This window comes from Enterococcus sp. DIV0774 (assembly GCF_050539095.1).
GTDB lineage: Bacteria > Bacillota > Bacilli > Lactobacillales > Enterococcaceae > Enterococcus > Enterococcus faecalis.
Genome location: NZ_CP172923.1, coordinates 758,798 through 778,107, shown reverse-complemented (window position 1 = coordinate 778,107; position 19,310 = coordinate 758,798). Strand labels below are relative to the sequence as shown.

The following is a 19,310-nucleotide window of genomic DNA, read 5'->3' as shown; positions in this document are numbered from 1 at the left end:
ACAAAAAAAAGACAAAAGACTCTATAATGAGAGAGGACTCGATTGATTATAGATGAGATAGGTGACGGAGAATGGCAATAGAAAAATATTTTCAAACAATAGATGGCAGTCAAATTTTTTATCAAATTTTTGGCAAAGAAACAAATTACCCCCTTGTGTTACTTCATGGTAATGGCAATGATCATACTTTTTTTAATTATCAAATTTCTTATTTCTCCAAGGAGTATCAAGTTATTGCGGTGGATACCCGCGGACATGGACGTTCCACCAATACACAAAGTCAATTAACTTTTCCGCTTTTGGCAGAAGATTTAGCTGGTATTATTCAACAAGAACACTTAACAAAAATTAATTTATTGGGCTTTAGTGACGGAGCAAATATTGCCATGGTTTTTACCCATTTATATCCTGATTTCGTCAATAAACTCGTCTTAAATTCTGGAAATGTCACCATGTCTGGTCTGAAAAAATATGTAACGATTGCCACTTATTTTCAATATTGGTTTTGTCGTATTGGCGCCTTTTTTTCAAAAAAATTGCGCGCACGGCTCCCTATCGTGGCTCTGTTATTTGAAGATACTGGACTGACAAAACAAGATTTAGAACACATCCCCTGTCCTACTCTTGTTATTACTGGCAGTCGAGATTTAATTGCGCTTTCCCATTCACGGGCGATTGCTGATGCCATTCCTGCTGGCAAATTGGTCTTGGTAAATAAACAGGGTCATTTATTTGCCAAAAACTCACCAGATATTTTTAATAAAACAATCGAAAAATTCTTAAAGGAAATGAAGGTGTCTAAATGAAACAAATTATTCATTGGATCAAAACGCATACAGGATTACTAAAAACACTGTTTGTTATTGCGGTCTCAATTATTGTTGTTGCCCAACTTTTATCAATTGGTAAAACGATCTCATTTGAACAGTTAAAACAGATTTTTGATGAGATTCCGCTATGGAAATTGTTATTGATGATGGTTATCGGTTTAGTTTCCGTTACTCCGATGCTAAATTATGACTTAACATTAAATCGCATTTTAAACTTGAAAGTCTCAAAACGGGAACTCCTTGAATCTAGCTGGATTGTCAATACAATCAATAATATTGGTGGATTCGGTGGTTTGGTCAGCATGGGACTTCGTTCTGAATTTTATGGAAATAAAACAGAGGAAAAGAAAATTTTACCTGCGTTAACCCATATTTTACTTTTTGTGTTATCCGGTCTATCTATTTATAGTATTCTTTGCTTTTTCCTTGTTCAGTTTGATCCAAAGATGGCTTATTTACAGCAATATTGGATTTGGTTATTAGGTGGCGGTCTTTATTTCCCATTACTTTATCTTATTTTACATTTCCAAAAAAATAGTTCCTTTGGTAACCTCGATGCAAAAAATCGCTTATCTTTAGTTGTTTCTTCGTTTTTAGAATGGACAGGTGTTTTAATTACCTTTATCAGTATTGGTTACTTATTAGATGTACCGATTCCTTTAATTGATATTGTTCCTTTATATGTAGCAGCTTCGATTATTGGGATTGCTTCGATGATTCCAGGGGCTTTAGGTAGTTTTGATGTCATGATGATTTTAGGACTGAGCAACTTAGGTGTCGATCGTGAAATTATTGTTTTGTGGTTATTGCTCTATCGTTTATTCTATTATATTATTCCTTTCTTAATTGGCTGTTTGTTCTTTACAAAACACTTAAGCCAAAAATTGGATACTCATTATCGACAATTACTGAAACAAATTACTTTGGAAATTGCCCACAAATTAGAAGTGGTTTTACTTTATTTTTCAGGAATTATGATGGTGCTCCTAGCCACTATTCCAGAAGCCTTCACTCAAGTGCATTGGTTAAGAGATATTAACCCCTTCCGTTCACATATTATTATTCAAATTCCGAGTATTGTTTTAGGCTTTGCATTATTAATTATGGGACGTGGGATTGCTGATCGTGTTAAAAGAGCCTATTATCCAACGATTATTTTATTAATTGGTGCTATCTTGTATTCATTTGTTGTTGACTTTAGTATGTTTTCCATTTTCTATTTAGCTATTTTATTATTTATCGTTATTTTTTCAAAATCAGAATTATACCGTGAACAACTGGTTTACTCTTGGGAGTGGATGACGATTGATGGGTTTATCTTTGGCTTGTTGACTTTGTTATACCTGGTAATTGGTGTTTATAATTTACCGAACTTCCCACACCATCGTCATCATTTTGTGGAATTTTTCTTGTTCCCTTCCGAACGGATCTGGTTGTCAGGATTTATCGCTATCCTCTTAGTTATGAGTTTTAACTTTCTATTTGTTCGCTACCTCCAAGGGAAAAAACACCAAGTGGGTGAGTTTCCAGAAGATAGTATCTTGCATAATATCTTAACAACTTATGGCGGGAATATTGACAGTGAACTTGTCTTTCTTCATGATAAACAGGTTTTCTTATATCCCAAAGAAGAACCGACTGTCTTTTTACAATTCAACACCATTAATAATAAATGCGTTGTGATGGGCAATCCTTCGGGGAACAAAGAAGATTTTCCTGCGGCGATTGATGCATTCCTTAAAGAAACAGATCGTTTCGGCTATGTCCCCGTCTTTTACGAAACCAATGAGGACAGCGTGATGTTACTACACGAATATGGCTACGAATTTATCAAAATGGGCGAAGAAGCCTTAGTTAATCTAGAAACATTTACGATGTCTGGGAAAAAATTCAAAGGCACCCGAGCAGTGTTTAATAAAATTACCAAAGCCGGCTATTCATTTGACGTACTCCAACCTCCTTTTAGTGCCGAACAAATGCACGAATTAAAAGCTATTTCAGATAGTTGGTTAGACAATCGAAAAGAAAAAGGCTTTTCACTGGGATTTTTCGATGAAGCGTATCTTCAAAGAAACCCAATTGCTGTTGTCCGAAATGCTGAAGGAGAAATGGTCTCTTTCGCTAATATCATTCCTAGTTACACAAATGAAGTTGGTACCATCGACTTGATGCGTCACCATAAAGAAAAAGCCCCTTCTGGAAGTATGGATTTCCTATTTATTCATTTATTTGAATATATGAAAACAGAAAATATTCATTATTTCAATTTAGGGATGGCTCCGTTAGCCAACGTTGGTCAATCAAGAAAAAGTTTTATTCAAGAACGGATTGCTGCGTTAATTTATGAATTTGGTTCAGAAATCTACTCCTTCCAAGGATTACGCGAATACAAGGAAAAATTTGCTAGCAAATGGCAACCCCGCTATACACTTTATTCTAAAAGTAGCTGGATTGTCTACGTGATGATTGCTTTACTCATTGTCGATCAAAAAAATATTGACTAACAAAAAGAAGCCCAATTAAGTATAAAAGCTTGGCAACTTCACTGAAATTCAGTGAGGTTGCCAAGCTTTTTAATTTCTTTCATCTAGTTTTTCTTTAATTAAAAAGGCTGTTTCTTCGACAGATTTTGCGGTTACATCAATCACTGGGATACCATACTTCGCAAAAATTTCTTCGGCATAGGCTAATTCTTGTTCAATCCGTTCAACATTGGTATAACTGGTCTCATTACCTAAACCTAAAGAAGCCAACCGACTGCTACGAATCTGACCTAATGTTTCTGGCGAACAAACTAAACCAATCATTTTTTGTGGATCCATTTCTTCCAAAATTGGCGGCAATGGAACTTCTGGAATTAATGGTAAGTTAGAAACGCGGTAGCCTTGATTTGCTAAATACATACTGACTGGCGTCTTTGAGGTCCGCGAAACGCCTAACAACAATATATCAGAATCAAGAAACCCTTGAGGATTTTTGCCATCATCATATTTTACAGCAAATTCAATCGCTGAGATTTTATCAAAATAGGCACGATCTAGTTGGTGGCGTCGTCCAGGCTCTTCAATAGGATCTACTCCGGCTTTCGCTTGAATTAATTCAAAAAATGGCGCCATTAAATCTAAATATAACAACCCTGTTCGTTCACTAAATTCTTTCGCCGCTGTGATTAGTTGTTTACTGACTAATGTACTGACAACTAAGGCTTTATCTTTTAAGGCATCTTTTAAAATCTCCAATAATTCTTCTTCTGTTGTGACAAAAGAAAAATTGTATCGATTAAGAAAAGAAATATCTGGATATTGTGCGCTTGCTGCAGCTAACAATTTTTGTGATGTTTCTCCAAGTGAATCGGAAATAGTATAAACAATGATCTCTTTTTTCATAATTAAGCTCCCTTATCTATTTTGTGCGGCTTCTTTCGCTTGTTGCGTAATATAGGTTAAAATTTTCGTTTTCGTAATTTTTCCAATAACTTTTTTAGGATTTTCTTTTTCAACGACTGGCAAAGAATCCACTTCGTATTTTTGCAAAGTGTCAGCAGCTTCAAGAATAGTAAATTCTGGTGTGCAGGTTTTCACATGTGGCACTCTTGTCATACAAACAGCAACAGGTGTGCCATCAATATTTGTATTTAAAGAGGCTCGTAATAAATCTTTTCGTGACAAAACCCCTAATAATTCTTTTGCTTCATCCATGACATAAAGAGAGCCGACATCATACATAAATAAGTTGGTAATCGCATCTCGAATTGAGGTGTCTTGGGCAACCATCAATGGTGGACTCATGATCTCCTGAACTTTTGTTTGAAAAACATCAAAAAAGAAAAAAGCCTCCATATTATCACTTTCGTAAGTATAACCAACTTTCGGACTTGCTTTTAAAATTCCTGAAAGTGTTAAAAAAGACAAATCAGAACGCAATGTCGCACGTGAAACGGCTAGTATGTCCGAAATGCGTTCACCACTAACTGGCTGATGCTCTTTTACAACAGCGATAATTTGCTCTTGTCGTTTACTTAATTTCATCATTTCCTCCTCAATTCCTCTTAAACAAATTGTGCATTCGCTTACAATTATACACATATTTATTGTTTTTTCAACATATTGACAAGAAACTTTTTCTATTGACAAACTTATTTTCGTCTATTATGATGTTTATTGAACATATAAGACACATATTAAACGGAGGTCACGCATGAAAAAGTTTATTTATTCTTTTAACGAAACACACAATGAAGGTAAAGAGACTCTTGGTGGTAAAGGGGCAAACTTGGCAGAAATGACACGCTTAGGTTTGCCGATTCCACAAGGATTCACGATTACAACCCGTTGCTGTATGGACTATTTGGCAGATGCTACTTTCTTTGAAGAATACTTACAATCAGAAATTTTGAAAGCGGTTAAAAACTTAGAAACTGAAACAGGCAAATCTTTTACCGCGGATAATGAGATTCTCTTAGTTTCTGTTCGCAGTGGTGCTGCCTTCTCGATGCCTGGTATGATGGATACTATTTTAAATTTAGGTTTAAATGATCAACGTGTGAAAAAATTTGCGACCTTAACCTCTCCTGGTTTTGCTTTTGACTGTTATCGCCGACTTATTCAAATGTTTGGAGACGTCGTCTATCACATTCCCAAAGAATTATTTGACCAACAAAAAGAGCGCTTGGAACAAGAGCTCAACAAAAAAATTACCGCTTTTCAAGAAGCAGATCATTTCGCCTTGATTGTCCGCTACCAAGAAGTTTTTGAACAACATCAGGTGGTCTTCCCGCAAGACCCTGTCGCACAACTTTTTGAAGCAATCAAAGCTGTTTTTGATTCATGGAATAATCAACGTGCGGTGGTTTATCGAAACTTACATCATATTGCACATGATTTAGGTACAGCTGTCAACATTCAAGAAATGGTTTTCGGCAATCGTGGACTAGACAGTGGCACTGGCGTTGTTTTCACTAGAAATCCGGTCACAGGGGAAAATCAACTGTTTGGAGAGTTTCTTTTGAACGCGCAAGGAGAAGATGTAGTGGCTGGTATTCGGACGCCAGAACCCATTCGTCGTTTACGTTTGACTATGCCAAAAGTTTATCAAGATTTTCGCCATTACGCAGAACTTTTAGAATATCATTATCGTGACATGCAAGATATTGAATTTACCATTGAAAATGAAAAATTATATATTTTACAAACAAGAAACGGGAAACGAACCGCCGCAGCTACGGTTAAAATTGCTTTAGACTTAGCCAAAGAAAATCGCATTACTAAACAAGAAGCACTGTTGCGTGTGACACCTGATACGATTGATCAATTAATTCATCCCGTGTTTGATCAAGAGAAACGACAACACATGGAACGCTTAGCTATGGGTCTTCCTGCTAGTCCTGGTGCAGCAAGTGGCCAAATTGTTTTTACAGCAGAAAAAGCCAAAGAACTGACCAATCTAGGAAAGAAAGTCATTCTTGTTCGTCAAGAAACTTCACCAGAAGATATTGAAGGCATGGTTGTAAGCGAAGCAATTGTGACCAGTCGTGGCGGAATGACTTCTCATGCCGCTGTGGTCGCACGAGGAATGGGAACTTGCTGTGTGACTGGTTGTGAAAGTTTAACCGTCAATGAAGAAGCCAAACAACTACACTGCGGGCCACAGGTCATCTTAGAAGGAACAATCATTTCCGTCGATGGCTCAACGGGGGAAATTTATCTTGGCGAAATTCCTACAATTTCCGCTGATAATAACGATGACCTTCAAGAGCTCTTGTCTTGGGCAGATGCATATGCTGATTTAACTGTTCGTGCCAATGCAGAAACTACACAAGATTTAGAGACTGCTATCCGTTTTGGCGCAGCGGGGATTGGTTTAGCGCGAACAGAGCATATGTTTTTCGGTGAAGAGCGTGTCTTGGAAATGCGTCGCCTGATTTTAGCAGAGTCTGAAAAGGAAGCAACCTATGCGTTGGAGCAACTTCTTCATTTTCAACAGGAAGACTTTTATCAAATGCTGAAAGTAGTTCAAGACAAGCCCATGGTGGTCCGCTTGTTAGATCCGCCGATGCATGAGTTTTTACCTCATGAAAAGAATGATATTCAATTATTGGCGAAGCAACTACAACGGTTCCCGGTGACCATCGCCAAACAAATTGAACGGTTACAAGAAACCAATCCAATGTTGGGCCATCGTGGTTGTCGTTTAGGTGTGACCCAACCACAAATATACAAAATGCAAGTTACAGCCTTATTTACTAGTGCCATTCGATTAGTCAAAGAAGGAATTACTGTTTATCCAGAAGTGATGATTCCTCTAATCGCCGAAAAAGAAGAACTTCTCTATCTCAAACGCATTTTAAAAGAAACGATTGACGGTCTCTTTGAAGAACATAAAATGACTCCTTTCCCTTACGAAATCGGGACAATGATTGAACTACCTAGAGCTTGTCTGATTGCGAATCAGTTAGCGGAAGAAGCAGACTTTTTCAGCTTTGGAACAAATGATTTAACACAAATGACCTATGGTTTTTCTCGTGATGATATCGGTAAATTCATTAATACGTATCGGGAAAAGAAAATCATTACCCAAGATCCATTTCAATCATTAGATCAAACAGGTGTTGGTCAATTGATTCAATTAGCTGTAGAGAAAGCGCGTCGCACTAAACCAAACATGAGTATTGGCGTATGTGGAGAAGTCGGTGGTGATCCGCAATCCATCACATTTTTCCAAACACTTGGCCTAAACTACATCTCTTGCTCACCTTATCGGGTACCTATTGCGAAACTCGCAGCTGCCCAAGCCAAAATTTTAACCGAACCGGCTGTGACTGAAGAACAAATGGTCCTTCTTTAATTTAACGTGTGTAACAAATGATTCATCCTTACAAGATAAAAAGTGCTAGGAACATCAGTCGAAACGGCTGATGTTCCTAGCACTAAATTTTAAGATCAATGATTGCACTCTGGTTATTTTCTTATAAACGCAGCATCTTTTGTCAAGGGGTCTGTTACATCTGATACATATCTTTCTACTTTCATATGCAAATCATATTTTTCTCTAAGTTCCGTAATACGGGTCATCATTGGAGAAGCGTGGTGTTTGTCTAATGCTTCCTGGTCTGTCCAACTATCAATCAGCAGAACTGTTTCTTCATCGTCCATTGGAAAAAAGTATTCATAGCGACTATTCCCTTTTTCTGCACGAATCGCCTCTACAATTCCGCTGGCAATCATTTCTTTGGCAAATTCTCTTGCACGTCCATTTGTCCCACTATAATAAATATTTATAGTAATCGCCATCTGTCTTCCTCCCTAAATTTACTTGCCTTTTTACGTTCCCGACTGGAATTGAACCAGCGACCTACCGCTTAGGAGGCGGTTGCTCTATCCTACTGAGCTACGAGAACAATCTGTTTTAATTTTAGAAGTCTTCACTACATCTGTCAATAGACAAAAAGAAAGTATCTCGCATAAACAATTATGCGAGATACTTTCTTTCAGTGAAACACGTCGTTCTTTTATCTATTATTTTTTTTGCCGCCGATCAAGAATCATTTTTCCTAAATAATAAAGTCCTGTCGCAATAGCTATATATTGCCCAATTTTATTATTGCGTGCAACTTTTTCTTGTTTCGTTTTCGCCATTGTCCCCATCACCTTTCTAAAATAATTCTTTTTACATTTTTATTATAGTAGGTTCTGTCATTTTTTGCGAATAAACACACTTTTAAAAATAATCTTCTAAAATTGGCATGCCTTTGACTAAACGTTGGCCTAAACGTTGAACTGTCGTTGCGTCTCCTTGCAAGCGTTCATAAAAAGATAACGTCTCTGCTGAACGATAGCCCAAGAATAGTTGCGTCCACGTTTGGATATCTGCTTTCAAAGCAGCAGTCCCTTCTTTTTCCGCAGCACCTTTAGTCACTGTTGCTTTTCCTTGTTCGTCAATTGTGATTGTCCAAATGCCTTCATTCCATGGCCCATAGGAATCTTCAATCTCTAAAGAATACGTTTCTTTTTCTCCTGATTGAAATGGATACTTTTCCAGAAATGTTTGTAACTCAACGATTCGTGCCATCATGTAAGGTAAAATTTTTACAGAAGCTGCTGGCGTTGGCATTAAATCATTTAAATCTTTTCCAGCAAAACCATTAATCCAATGGAACGATTGAACGGAACCACTATGTGAGCCAATAAACCCAGCTAAAGCTTTAAAAGCTGTATTAGTTAAATAGTTCCATTCTACGATTTCAAAGGTGCCAGCAGCTATCCGATAAATCACATAGCCTTCCGCTTTCCCTTCTGACGAATAATAAATCGCTTGATTATTTGGTTTACTGGCACGATTCAGCGTATAATCCAACCACCAAGTTTCACGGATCACACCACCAGAGTGCGCTCTTTGATTTTCAAGGTATACGTCTTTAATGACCTCTTTACCGTCAACCCAAGAAACTCGTTTAATGGTACCCGGAACTCGTTTAACACGTGGCCAGTCTTCCGTTTTAATTGTATACTCTGCTTGTTCAAATGTTTGTTCATAGCCATATTGACGATAAAATGGATATGAAAACGGTGCTAAGTAAGAAAGGGCAACCTTTTGTTTCGCTAAATCAGCCAACATTTCTTTCATAATAGCAGAGATGCCGCCTTCACCACGATATTCTGGATAAGAAGCCACATAGCCAATTCCAGCCATGGGATAGCGGACACCATGGAAATTCACTTGAAAAGGTGTCGCCATCACTTGACTTGTTAATTGCTCATCAATTAGGAAGCCATAGCTTTGCGTATGTGACAACAATTTTTCAAAACGTTCCTGGCGTTCCGCCGTGGGTTCCTGATTAAAAGCATAGATGACAAGATCAAACATCTCTTTCATTTCTTCTTTGCCCATTTTTTTGACTCTTTTAGTTGTCATTTTCTTTCCTCCTCGCACATTGTATCAATTCATTTTATCACAGAAACGGTTCTCTTTCTAAAAGCCGTTATTTGCTGTCATTTCTTTGAACCAACGACCGCTTTTCTTAATGGTCCGTTTCGCATCATCATCTAAATCCACAGCAATGAAGCCGTAACGATTTTTATAGGCATTAAGCCAAGACCAGTTATCCATACACGTCCACATATGATATCCTTGAACATTACTACCTTCTTGAATCGCTTGATGCACCCATTTCAAGTGATCCTGCACGAATTCAATCCGATAATCATCTTCAATGACTCCTTGTTCATTGACAAAGCGTTCTTCTCCTTCTACGCCCATGCCATTTTCTGAAATGTAGCAGCGAATGTTGCCATAATTTTCTTTTAAATTCATTAATGTATCATAAATACCTTTTTCGTAGATTTCCCAGCCACGGTAAGGATTCATTTTTTTGCCAGGCATATCGTAGACATCATAAAAATCTTCTGGAAGTAAGCCTTCTGGTCGTGTTTCAACAGGTGTTTCTTTTGCTTTGGCACGACGTGGTTGATAGTAGTTTACTCCTAATAAGTCCACAGTATTTTCAGCAATTATTGCTAAATCTTCTGGTGTTGTTTCTGGCAACAAGTCATTTGCTTTCGCCCAAGCAACCATATCTTCTGGAAAATGACCTTTAACAGCCGGGTCTAAAAACGAACGGTTAAAGAAACCATCGACAAATTTAGCCGCATTTACATCGGCTTCGTTGTGCTCATCACGAGGATAAGTCGGCGTTAAGTTTAAAATAATGCCAATTTCACCTGATAAGTTCATAGAATGATAGACGGCAATCGCTTTGGCACTAGCTAAAGCTTCATGATAGAGTACTTGAATCCCTTCTTTTAGATTCACTTTATCAGGATAATGCCAGCCATAGAGATAACCACCTTCAACTGGTACAATTGGTTCATTGTGCGTAAACCATTTTTTCACGCGATCGCCAAACAATTCAAAACAGGTTTTGGCAAAGTCAACATACAAATCAACCACTTCACGGCTTTCCCAACCGCCTTTTTCTTGAAGTACCATCGGCATATCAAAATGATACAAGTTCATAAAGGGCTCAATCCCGTGTTCTAATAAATCATCAATCACTTGATTATAAAAATCAACTGCTGTTTGATTGACTTTCCCTGTTGTAGGATCTGGAATTAAACGGCTCCATTGAATGGATGTTCGAAAAGAGTTATGTCCCGTTTCTTTCATTAACTGAATATCTTCTTGGTATTTTTTATAAAATTGTGAGGTCTTATCTGGACCGACTTGTTGAAAAAATTTTTCTGGCGCTTCTTGATACCAAAAATCCCAAATATTTTGACCTTTACCATCACCTTCAAAAACGCCTTCTGTTTGAGGACCGCTGGCTGCAGAACCCCACCAAAAATTTTCTGGAAATTGATATTTCATGTTGTTTGCTCCTTTACGATTTAATCATTAAAAAAAGGATTGAACCCTCCGTAAGAGTCCGGACGATTCAATCCTTCGATTTTTTACTCAGCTGCTTCTGCGGCTGCTTCTTGTTTCAAGTATTGATCTGTTGCTACTTTTACGAAAGGCATGTAGATCAAAATAGAAATCAATAAGTTAACAGCTGCTAAAACTCCGCCGGCGATACTCTTCGTTGCTAAAAATCCGCCAATAATTGGTGGTGTTACCCAAGGTGGCATAAAGGTTGCAGCTGGTACTAAACCAGTTGCTGTCGCCACATACGCAACAGTTACAAGAACCATTGGGACTAAAATGAATGGGATAAACATAATTGGGTTTAAAACAATTGGTAAACCGAACATGACTGGTTCATTAATATTAAATAGTCCTGGTGCTAAACTTAAGTTTGTAATGACTTTGTATGGTTTGTTACGACGACCTACGATAAAGATAGCAATTAACAGACCTAATGTTGCCCCTGTTCCACCTAAGTTTACAAATGAATCAAAGAAAGGTTTGTTTACAATATAAGGAATTGCTTTACCTGCTTCTAAAGCTTTAATGTTCGCATCAATCGCTGGTACGTTGATTGTTTGCATTAATGGGTCAACCATGTTGGCACCATGTAAACCAAAGAACCATAAGAATGGTGTAATGAAAGCTAACAATAATGCTGATGGGTAGCTGTTTGCAAGTCCCATAAATGGTTGTTGAACTGCTTCATAGAATGAAATAACGATATTGTCAATTCCTAAAGCAAATAGAATTGATGTAATTAAACTAAATAAACTGATTGTAATCATTGCTGGTAATAATGCCGCAAATGATTTTGCTACTGCTGGTGGTACACCATCAGGCATTTTGATAACTAACTTAGGATTGCCAGATAAACGTTGGAATAGTTCTCCTGAAATAAGTGCAATAATCAAAGCAATAAATAATCCAGTTGCGCCCATGCCTTCTAAGCCGCCAACTGCGAAGAATGAAGCTACAGAAACTGTACCGGCTGCAATGCCGTCTTTTCCATAAGATTTAACTAAATTGTGTGCTACTAAAAAGGCTACTAAAACGGCAAAGATTGCGAATGTACCGTTCCAAATGTTGCCACCAAAGCTTTTCCAAATTGGTGCATCGTTATACATCATTGGGAAAATTTTGTTTAAAAAGTCCTCATATCCTGGAATTGGAATATTATTAATTAATACCGCCAAAGCCCCTAAAATCATTAATGGCATCGTTACGACAAACGCGTCACGAATTGCTACCAAGTGCCGTTGCGCTGCGATTACTGACGCTTTCGGCATAAAGTGTTTCTCCATCCATTGAACAAATCCGTCCATTGTTATTCCTCCTAATTAACGCTTTCTCAAGCGCGTTTTTCTTATAAGACGCATTGACAACGAGATTACTCGTTATCAATACGGCGATAAAGATCGATAATTTCTTTTGCTAAATCTGTAAATGCAATCGCAGTCATTAAATGATCTTGACTGTGCACTGTTAACAATGTTACTTGCATGTTATTGCCTTTTGCTTCTTCTGTTAACATTCCTGTTTGCGAATGATGTGCATGTACAAGTGATTCTTCTGCATCTGCAATTTTTTTGTCTGCTAATTCAAAATCCCCCGATTTTGCTGCGGCAATCGCTTCCATTGCATCGCTTTTAGCATTTCCGCCATACATGATTAAACCCATGATTGCTTCTAAGTTCTGTTGTCCGTCCATTACCTCTACCCCATTTTCTGCTCTAGTTTGATGATCCCATTAATGAAATTGCTTGATCTAAAACTTTTTCGCCATTCATCATGCCATAGTCCGCCATGTTAATGACATCTAAAGGAATTCCTTTTGGTTGTAATTTTTGTTCAAATTGCCCTTTCATGAAACGAACTTGTGGGCCTAATAATAAAACATTTACCTCTTTATTTTCCAAGTTTGTATCTGCTTCAGAAGCCGATACTGCAAAGATGTCTGCTTCCATGCCACGATCTTCTGCTGCTTTTTGCATTTTTGTTACTAATAAACTTGTGCTCATTCCTGCGGAACAAACTAACATAATTGTTTTTTTTGCCATTTTCCTTCATCTCCTAAATTCTCTTTGTTTTGCTTTACACCTTTATATAAGCAAGAAGCGTGCCAAGTTTTAACACATTGAAAACCTTGATATGACAACGTTTTTCAACATGGAAAGCGTGTACACACTAAAAATAAAACGATTACACACAGCTTTTTTGTGTGCGTTTCCAAAATAATAGGGCAACAAAAGAAAGTGAGCGATAAGTCGAAACGACTCATCGCTCACTTTCTAAAGCTGAAGAGAATCAACTGGACAAAAGCCACTTTTTCCCTTTAAGCAGTTTCCATCATTTTAAGCATTTTATAAAACTGTTTCTTTTTAAAATAACTTAAAAAGATACCTAATACTGCATCATTCAGTTTTTGTAACGCCCCATAAGAAACCATTGTTTCTGTATAACGCAGTTCACAGCTTTTTTCATCAATTGGCTGGAGCTCATACCGCACCGAGAAATCATTTTTAGTTGTGGATGTTCGAAATTGATAGGTCTTATTTTCTACAGCTTCTTCAATAACTATTTTCGCGCGACTATTTTTACTATATTCTTTGATATATTCAAACTTACGTAACTGCTTTCTTGTAAGAGTTTTGCCTGTTTGCTTACGGATATCAAAAATAACAGAATTCATTAATTGCGTGTAAAATTCATCTGCTGAAATAGTTAATGTTTTCGTAATTTCCATTACCGTTTCACCTCATCCTTTGTCGCCTCTTCTTCAGCAACTTTTTTTCCTTTAAAAAACAGGTAACCACCAAGTCCAATGAAAAAAATCCCCGTTGTCAGACTTAATAAATCATAGTTTAAGGAGCTGGGATTCAACGAATACAAAACAATCAAGAAGCCAATACTACATAAAAATAATCCATTTCTAATCATTTTCATCCATCCTATCTTTTTAGACTACCGTTGCTTGGAAGTATAAAACGCTACCCCAAGGTTGTTCCTTAATCAGCTGTTTTGCAACTTGTGCAGCAGTTTCAGGGTCTCCTTCAACTTCAAAAAATAACTTAATACCATTCTTTTCTTTAAAAGTAAATGTTTCATTTTCCCCTTGATATGCCTCTAATAAAGTAATAATTTCCTCTTGCTTCATTGCACTTGCAATCGAAATCATGCCGCTCGCTCCTTTCTATACAAGTAATTGCTGTTTTTATTGCTTATTGCTCTCTTTCGCCTAATGCAGGATCCATTTTGTTAGCAGCGATAACAAACGGTGTCCAAATCAAGAAAGTGACTACCATACATACCAACGCTACAATTGGTGCGCGCCAGTCGGCACCTGTCGCTAAGAAAGATAATAGCAACGGCGGTGTCACCCATGCGACTTGTTGAGAAACTGGGGCGACTAGCCCAAGATACGTTGCAACCCAGCCAATTGTAGTAGCAACTAATGGCGCAATTACAAATGGAATAAACATAATTGGATTCAGAACAACTGGTAAACCAAACATAATCGGTTCATTGATATTAAAGATTCCAGGTCCTAATGATAATTTACCGACTGTTAAATAATCTGCTCGTTTGGAGAATAACAAGATTGCAATAATTAGGACGATTGTACCGCCTGAACCACCAAACCAAGCAAAAGCATCAAACGAACCACGGACCCACATGTAGGCTTTACCGTCGTCAATAGCGGCTAAAACCGCAGCTGTTCCTGTTTTTCCTTCATAACCTTTTTGGAAAATATCAATATTGATTAATTGTGCTTGTCCCCAAATTCCTTCAAGAACTGGTGCCAAAACGTTTGGCCCATGAATACCAAAGAACCAGAAAATTTGAACAAAAACTGTTACGATTAGCACAGCTCCTAGTCCTTGTGATAACCCAAGGAACGGTTCCGCGATATATTTTTGAATTAAATCAATTAATAATTGACCGCCTGAAAGTTTTGACACCGTAAAGTTAATAATCGCTACGACATACAACGCGATTGTTGCTGGTAAAATTGCCGCAAACGCTTTTGAAACTGCTGGCGGAACAGAATCAGGCATTTTTATTGTTAAATCCGCTTGCATTAATTTACAAAAAATAATGGTTGATAAAGCGCCCATAATCATCACCGTAAAGAAAGCGTTACCATTTAGATGGTTGAGATTTAACCAACCCCATGGATTGACAGTCAATTGATTATTAGCAATTGACGCACCAATTTCTGCCCCATTAATTGCGTTGGCAATCTTTTCTGGCACTTTTACAGCTAATTCAGCTGTGTTATTCGGTGCAAAAGCAACACCTGAAATTAAGGTAGCTAAACTGACAATCCCACCAGCTAGCTCATTCACATTGTATGCTTTCGCTAAGTTATAGCCCCAAGAAAAAGCGAAAATCAAACCAGCGATAGCCAATGTACCATTCCAAACAAAACCATTAATCCCAATGATGACATTCAATACTGCAAAAATACCTTTGTCTGCTTCCAAACTTGCCGCATAAGTTGAGACAAACTCTTGGGGAAGATCTCGAATAATTGCGTTAATCATTACGGCGACTGATCCAGCCATTGTCGCAGGTAATGTACCAATAAAAGCATCCCTTAGTGCCACCAGATGTTTCTGTGCACCAATTTTTGCGGCAGTTGGTAAGATATATTTTTCCATCCATGCCATTAATCCGTTCATTTTTATTCCTCCTGTATCCATTTATATTTATTAAAAAGGCAGTAGCCTCATTAAACGAATGAATCGAGCGTACAAAATAAAACCTTTGGTAACATGCACTATCCTTATTTGCTATTCACTTTTCTTAAACCTTTTAATTACTTATCCCATTAATGAGATTGCTTGATCTAAAACTTTTTCGCCATTCATCATGCCATAATCTGCCATGTTAATTACATCTAAAGGAATCCCTTTTGGTTGTAATTTTTGTTCAAATTGCCCTTTCATGAAACGAACTTGTGGACCTAAAAGTAAAACATTCACCTCTTTATTTTCCAAATTTGTATCTGCTTCAGAAGCCGATACTGCAAAGATGTCTGCTTCCATACCACGATCTTCTGCTGCTTTTTGCATTTTTGTTACTAATAAACTTGTGCTCATTCCTGCGGAACAAACTAACATAATTGTTTTTTTTGCCATTTTTTCTTCATCTCCTTAAAAGTTATGACGTTATACACTTTATTTATAGCAATAATTGTGCCAAGTTTTTTCCTCATTAAAATACTGATATAACAGCTTTTGTCATCGAAAAAAGCGTGCACACACTAAAAGAAAACGCTTACACACATGAAATTGTGTGTAACTTACAAAAAGAAAACATCAAGAAAAAAGAGAGCGTTTTCTCATTTCTTGATGTTTTTTTTATTTATTATTGTTTACTTTTAATTTCATTTTCTAAGAACATTTGGGTAACATGCGCAACTTCCGCTTCTGGAATCGTCACACGATACGCCCGTTCAATTAACATAAAATTCGTGCGTACGACATCGATTTCTAAACGATGTGTTTTAACATATTCCGCTAAGTTTGGAAAAGTTCTTGCTTCTTCTCCTTTAATTAAAGCATCTACCAGAAAAGCCAAATGAATCATGATTCCGGCATCCACCCCTGGTTCAACAATAATATGCATGTCTGTTTGTATTTGATGAACTGTTTTTTGTAACATGAGAATTAATTTTTGTAAGGAGTCCACAGAAGTAATGACGCCACTTAGTGAATGAACAATTGTATCAATTGCCACTTCATCACTAGCAATCCGTTTCAATACATTTAATTTTTCATCATCAAAAATATCATAGACGGAAAAGAAGGGAATATTTTGATATTCAACATCCACAGTTCCCGCAATGGCCTTAATTTCATATTCTTCCATCAAGTTGTCGATATGCTTTTTAAACGTTTCTCGTTCAATAAATTGCATTTGAATCAGTTCTACTTTTGTTTCATCAATAACGGGTAAGATTCGTTGGTATAGTTTTGCGGCGACCCCTTCTCCTGTAAAGCACGTCACGATTACTGCTTTTTTTACGTTTTGACGTTTTTGCAGACTAGAGCGAAATTGTTCTCTCACAACGCTTTCAAAAGAAAGTTGAATATTTTGGTAAATGTCCTCTAAACTTCGTCCCACGCTTGCCATTCGAATAGCTTCTAAGACAATCATTGTGCTCGTCATTGTAATCGCCTTCGTTCGGATACCTGTTTCTTCAAACAACATATTTCCAAACGAATTTAATGAACCCATATCGGTCAGTAATAAAATCCCATTATTTAACGATTCTTTTTGCGTAATTACTTGGTTTCGTAATTGTTCATACATTGTTTGAACTTCCATCGTTAACGGCATATTCATCGCTGTTCCGATTGACGTTCCTAAAAGTTCTTGGGCGGTTTTCAACATACTTGAGGCAGTAGAATCCCCATGCATTAAGACGAACACACCAACATTATTTTCTGGAGTTCTTTCTTCTTTACCGACATTAATAGATAAAAACATACTAATAAAGCCAATTTCATCGAAAGGAATCTCTATGTTGTTCTCTTCTTCAATAATAGAAGATAAATCTAAGGCTACTTGAAATTCTTTTTTCATATTTTTACGGACATTATTTAAATCAGGATGGACAATCACGTGACCTTCTTTGACACGTTCAATCGTACTTTGTAAATGAAGCGCAAAGGCAAAGCGTGCTGTTTCGTTGTACGTGTGTTCCAAACGCTCTTCTGCGATATCATAAAGACGATTCGTTAAGTCCCAAATAGCTTCTGGTAATAACTCCTTATGTAAAGAATGTTGGGTTAATTCTTCGACATAATTTTTAAAATACGCATTCATATCTTTAGAAATCAATTCTTCTAAATCAACATTTTCTAAGTCAGCTTCGGACAAATCAGCGACTTTTTCTTCGATTTCATTGTAAACTTGCATGTCTCTAGCTGGATCTTGCGACCAAACAATTTTGTTGGTACCTGGTTGGAAAGATAAATAATTACTTTTACTGTCGACAAATTGATCCAAGCGCTCAGGTACTTCTTTAATTTTTAATAATCCTTTTTGGACAGGTAACGACAAATCCCGTTTACGGATAACCAAATGTTCTAAATTGTGCGTCCGATAATAAAGAAATGACTTAGCACAAACTAATTTTAAGTCCCGCTTCACCTGACCAATATTTCCTTCTGCATCGTATAACATGAACGCCAAAACTGCTTCGCGTTCGATATCAATTTGTTGGCCCAAACGTGTTGCCTCTTGCTGAATAAATAACGAAATGATGGCATAACGCTCATCTAGCGTCCGTGCATCTAAAGATGGTAATGTAATCGACATCGGAATCCGCCGATTAAAAGTGGTTAAAAAGTTTTCTGAGGATTCCGTTGTCGCACCAATAATTTGAACAGAGGCTTCATAGGTTTGGCCACTTTCTCCTAATGGACGGTACACGCCTTTATCAATAAACGTAAAGAGCATTTCTTGACCTTCTGGCGGTAAACGATGAATTTCATCTAAAAAGAGAATCCCGCCATCTGCTTTTGCCATTAAGCCTGGACTATCTTCATTCGCACCAGTATAGGCGCCTTTTTTTACGCCAAAGATATGACCAAATAATAATTGTGGGTTTTGTGCATAATCAGCACAATTAAAAGAGACAAAAGGGGCATCTTCATCTAAGGTTTTTGAATCAATGGCAAAACGGTACATACATTCAGCAAAAAGAGATTTCCCTGTTCCTGTTTTCCCAAAAATAATCGTATGCAAACCTCTTGGTGGATATAAAATAGCCGCCTTGGCCTGCTGAATACTCACTTTTAAAGAATCATTGGCACCTACTAATGTGTCAAAACTAACAGAGGTGGACTCATCTACATGGACTTGTTCTCCTTCATTGATTGTTGGCACTGAATAGATAACAGGACGTCCAGTACTTCTAGTAATTTTCTTTTCTTTGAATAATTCATTTAAATAACGGCTGGCATTACTGCGATCAATCATTAACTGTTCTGCTACCGCCCCTGCCGTTAAGCCAGTTTCATTTTTTTGAAGTAACGCTAAGATTTCTTCCTTCCGAGATTTCATGGA

At 37.3% G+C, this 19,310-nt stretch carries 17 protein-coding genes and 1 tRNA gene; 3 read left to right on the top strand and 15 right to left on the bottom strand.

Translation table 11 applies throughout. The features are described 5' to 3' along the window. Positions 1-71: 71 nt before the first annotated feature. Together IGL86_RS03845 and mprF are read left to right on the top strand one after the other, a co-directional pair. Positions 72-806, top strand: coding sequence for an alpha/beta fold hydrolase (locus IGL86_RS03845; RefSeq protein ID WP_002358908.1), 735 nt, complete (start codon positions 72-74; stop codon positions 804-806). Then, positions 803-3,334, top strand: a complete 2,532-nt coding sequence (mprF, locus tag IGL86_RS03840; protein WP_002358907.1) for a bifunctional lysylphosphatidylglycerol flippase/synthetase MprF — start codon at positions 803-805, stop codon at positions 3,332-3,334. The genes IGL86_RS03845 and mprF overlap by 4 nt, the downstream gene beginning before the upstream one ends. A 69-nt stretch (positions 3,335-3,403) precedes the next feature. On the opposite strand, the gene IGL86_RS03835 is transcribed toward mprF, so the two are convergent. Further along, positions 3,404-4,216 carry a pyruvate, water dikinase regulatory protein gene (locus tag IGL86_RS03835; protein ID WP_002355927.1) on the bottom strand — a complete coding sequence of 271 codons (813 nt, stop codon included), beginning with the start codon at positions 4,214-4,216 and terminating at the stop codon, positions 3,404-3,406. 12 nt (positions 4,217-4,228) lie between these two features. Beyond that, entirely contained in the window at positions 4,229-4,858 is a 630-nt protein-coding gene (locus IGL86_RS03830) for a helix-turn-helix transcriptional regulator (protein ID WP_002355926.1), read from the bottom strand. 169 nt (positions 4,859-5,027) lie between these two features. Between IGL86_RS03830 and ppdK the strand changes: the two genes are divergently transcribed. Then, positions 5,028-7,673 carry a pyruvate, phosphate dikinase gene (ppdK, locus tag IGL86_RS03825; protein ID WP_033625498.1) on the top strand — a complete coding sequence of 882 codons (2,646 nt, stop codon included), beginning with the start codon at positions 5,028-5,030 and terminating at the stop codon, positions 7,671-7,673. A 113-nt stretch (positions 7,674-7,786) separates the two neighbouring features. On the opposite strand, the gene IGL86_RS03820 is transcribed toward ppdK, so the two are convergent. From IGL86_RS03820 to IGL86_RS03760, 13 genes are all read right to left on the bottom strand, one after another. Further along, entirely contained in the window at positions 7,787-8,119 is a 333-nt protein-coding gene (locus IGL86_RS03820; protein WP_002358903.1) for a putative quinol monooxygenase, read from the bottom strand. Positions 8,120-8,152: 33 nt separating this feature from the next. After that, a tRNA-Arg gene (locus IGL86_RS03815) sits at positions 8,153-8,226 on the bottom strand. 320 nt (positions 8,227-8,546) lie between these two features. Continuing rightward, positions 8,547-9,740, bottom strand: coding sequence for a GNAT family N-acetyltransferase (locus tag IGL86_RS03810; RefSeq protein WP_033625497.1), 1,194 nt, complete (start codon positions 9,738-9,740; stop codon positions 8,547-8,549). Positions 9,741-9,797: 57 nt separating this feature from the next. Next, positions 9,798-11,192, bottom strand: coding sequence for a glycoside hydrolase family 1 protein (locus IGL86_RS03805; protein ID WP_002355921.1), 1,395 nt, complete (start codon positions 11,190-11,192; stop codon positions 9,798-9,800). An 83-nt stretch (positions 11,193-11,275) separates the two neighbouring features. Further along, the gene (locus tag IGL86_RS03800) at positions 11,276-12,553 is read right to left on the bottom strand and encodes a PTS sugar transporter subunit IIC (protein WP_002355920.1); all 1,278 of its coding nucleotides are present in this window, start codon (positions 12,551-12,553) and stop codon (positions 11,276-11,278) included. A gap of 65 nt (positions 12,554-12,618) precedes the next feature. Then, complete coding sequence (locus tag IGL86_RS03795) at positions 12,619-12,939, bottom strand: PTS lactose/cellobiose transporter subunit IIA (protein ID WP_002355919.1); 321 nt, start codon at positions 12,937-12,939, stop codon at positions 12,619-12,621. 22 nt (positions 12,940-12,961) lie between these two features. After that, the gene (locus IGL86_RS03790) at positions 12,962-13,288 is read right to left on the bottom strand and encodes a PTS sugar transporter subunit IIB (protein ID WP_002355918.1); all 327 of its coding nucleotides are present in this window, start codon (positions 13,286-13,288) and stop codon (positions 12,962-12,964) included. Positions 13,289-13,563: 275 nt separating this feature from the next. Next, a complete protein-coding gene (locus IGL86_RS03785; protein WP_002355917.1) occupies positions 13,564-13,974 on the bottom strand; it encodes a DUF3284 domain-containing protein in 411 nt (136 codons plus the stop codon). Continuing rightward, positions 13,974-14,174 carry a DUF3188 domain-containing protein gene (locus IGL86_RS03780; protein ID WP_002355916.1) on the bottom strand — a complete coding sequence of 67 codons (201 nt, stop codon included), beginning with the start codon at positions 14,172-14,174 and terminating at the stop codon, positions 13,974-13,976. Before IGL86_RS03780 ends, IGL86_RS03785 begins: the two co-directional genes overlap by 1 nt. Before the next feature lie 13 nt (positions 14,175-14,187). Next, a complete protein-coding gene (locus tag IGL86_RS03775) occupies positions 14,188-14,406 on the bottom strand; it encodes a hypothetical protein (protein ID WP_002378139.1) in 219 nt (72 codons plus the stop codon). 43 nt (positions 14,407-14,449) lie between these two features. Continuing rightward, entirely contained in the window at positions 14,450-15,913 is a 1,464-nt protein-coding gene (locus tag IGL86_RS03770) for a PTS sugar transporter subunit IIC (RefSeq protein ID WP_002369870.1), read from the bottom strand. A gap of 141 nt (positions 15,914-16,054) precedes the next feature. Then, positions 16,055-16,372: a PTS sugar transporter subunit IIB gene (locus IGL86_RS03765; RefSeq protein ID WP_002355913.1), complete on the bottom strand. Its 318-nt coding sequence runs from the start codon at positions 16,370-16,372 to the stop codon at positions 16,055-16,057. Between the two features lie 229 nt (positions 16,373-16,601). Next, positions 16,602-19,307: a sigma 54-interacting transcriptional regulator gene (locus tag IGL86_RS03760; RefSeq protein ID WP_002355912.1), complete on the bottom strand. Its 2,706-nt coding sequence runs from the start codon at positions 19,305-19,307 to the stop codon at positions 16,602-16,604. Positions 19,308-19,310: the final 3 nt, after the last annotated feature.

Coding starts and splice junctions, on each gene's coding strand:
- IGL86_RS03845 (WP_002358908.1), top strand. CDS start 72: ATGGCAATAGAAAAATATTTTCAAACAATAGATGGCAGTCAAATTTTT.
- mprF (WP_002358907.1), top strand. CDS start 803: ATGAAACAAATTATTCATTGGATCAAAACGCATACAGGATTACTAAAA.
- IGL86_RS03835 (WP_002355927.1), bottom strand. CDS start 4,216: ATGAAAAAAGAGATCATTGTTTATACTATTTCCGATTCACTTGGAGAA.
- IGL86_RS03830 (WP_002355926.1), bottom strand. CDS start 4,858: ATGAAATTAAGTAAACGACAAGAGCAAATTATCGCTGTTGTAAAAGAG.
- ppdK (WP_033625498.1), top strand. CDS start 5,028: ATGAAAAAGTTTATTTATTCTTTTAACGAAACACACAATGAAGGTAAA.
- IGL86_RS03820 (WP_002358903.1), bottom strand. CDS start 8,119: ATGGCGATTACTATAAATATTTATTATAGTGGGACAAATGGACGTGCA.
- IGL86_RS03810 (WP_033625497.1), bottom strand. CDS start 9,740: ATGACAACTAAAAGAGTCAAAAAAATGGGCAAAGAAGAAATGAAAGAG.
- IGL86_RS03805 (WP_002355921.1), bottom strand. CDS start 11,192: ATGAAATATCAATTTCCAGAAAATTTTTGGTGGGGTTCTGCAGCCAGC.
- IGL86_RS03800 (WP_002355920.1), bottom strand. CDS start 12,553: ATGGACGGATTTGTTCAATGGATGGAGAAACACTTTATGCCGAAAGCG.
- IGL86_RS03795 (WP_002355919.1), bottom strand. CDS start 12,939: ATGGACGGACAACAGAACTTAGAAGCAATCATGGGTTTAATCATGTAT.
- IGL86_RS03790 (WP_002355918.1), bottom strand. CDS start 13,288: ATGGCAAAAAAAACAATTATGTTAGTTTGTTCCGCAGGAATGAGCACA.
- IGL86_RS03785 (WP_002355917.1), bottom strand. CDS start 13,974: ATGGAAATTACGAAAACATTAACTATTTCAGCAGATGAATTTTACACG.
- IGL86_RS03780 (WP_002355916.1), bottom strand. CDS start 14,174: ATGAAAATGATTAGAAATGGATTATTTTTATGTAGTATTGGCTTCTTG.
- IGL86_RS03775 (WP_002378139.1), bottom strand. CDS start 14,406: ATGATTTCGATTGCAAGTGCAATGAAGCAAGAGGAAATTATTACTTTA.
- IGL86_RS03770 (WP_002369870.1), bottom strand. CDS start 15,913: ATGAACGGATTAATGGCATGGATGGAAAAATATATCTTACCAACTGCC.
- IGL86_RS03765 (WP_002355913.1), bottom strand. CDS start 16,372: ATGGCAAAAAAAACAATTATGTTAGTTTGTTCCGCAGGAATGAGCACA.
- IGL86_RS03760 (WP_002355912.1), bottom strand. CDS start 19,307: ATGAAATCTCGGAAGGAAGAAATCTTAGCGTTACTTCAAAAAAATGAA.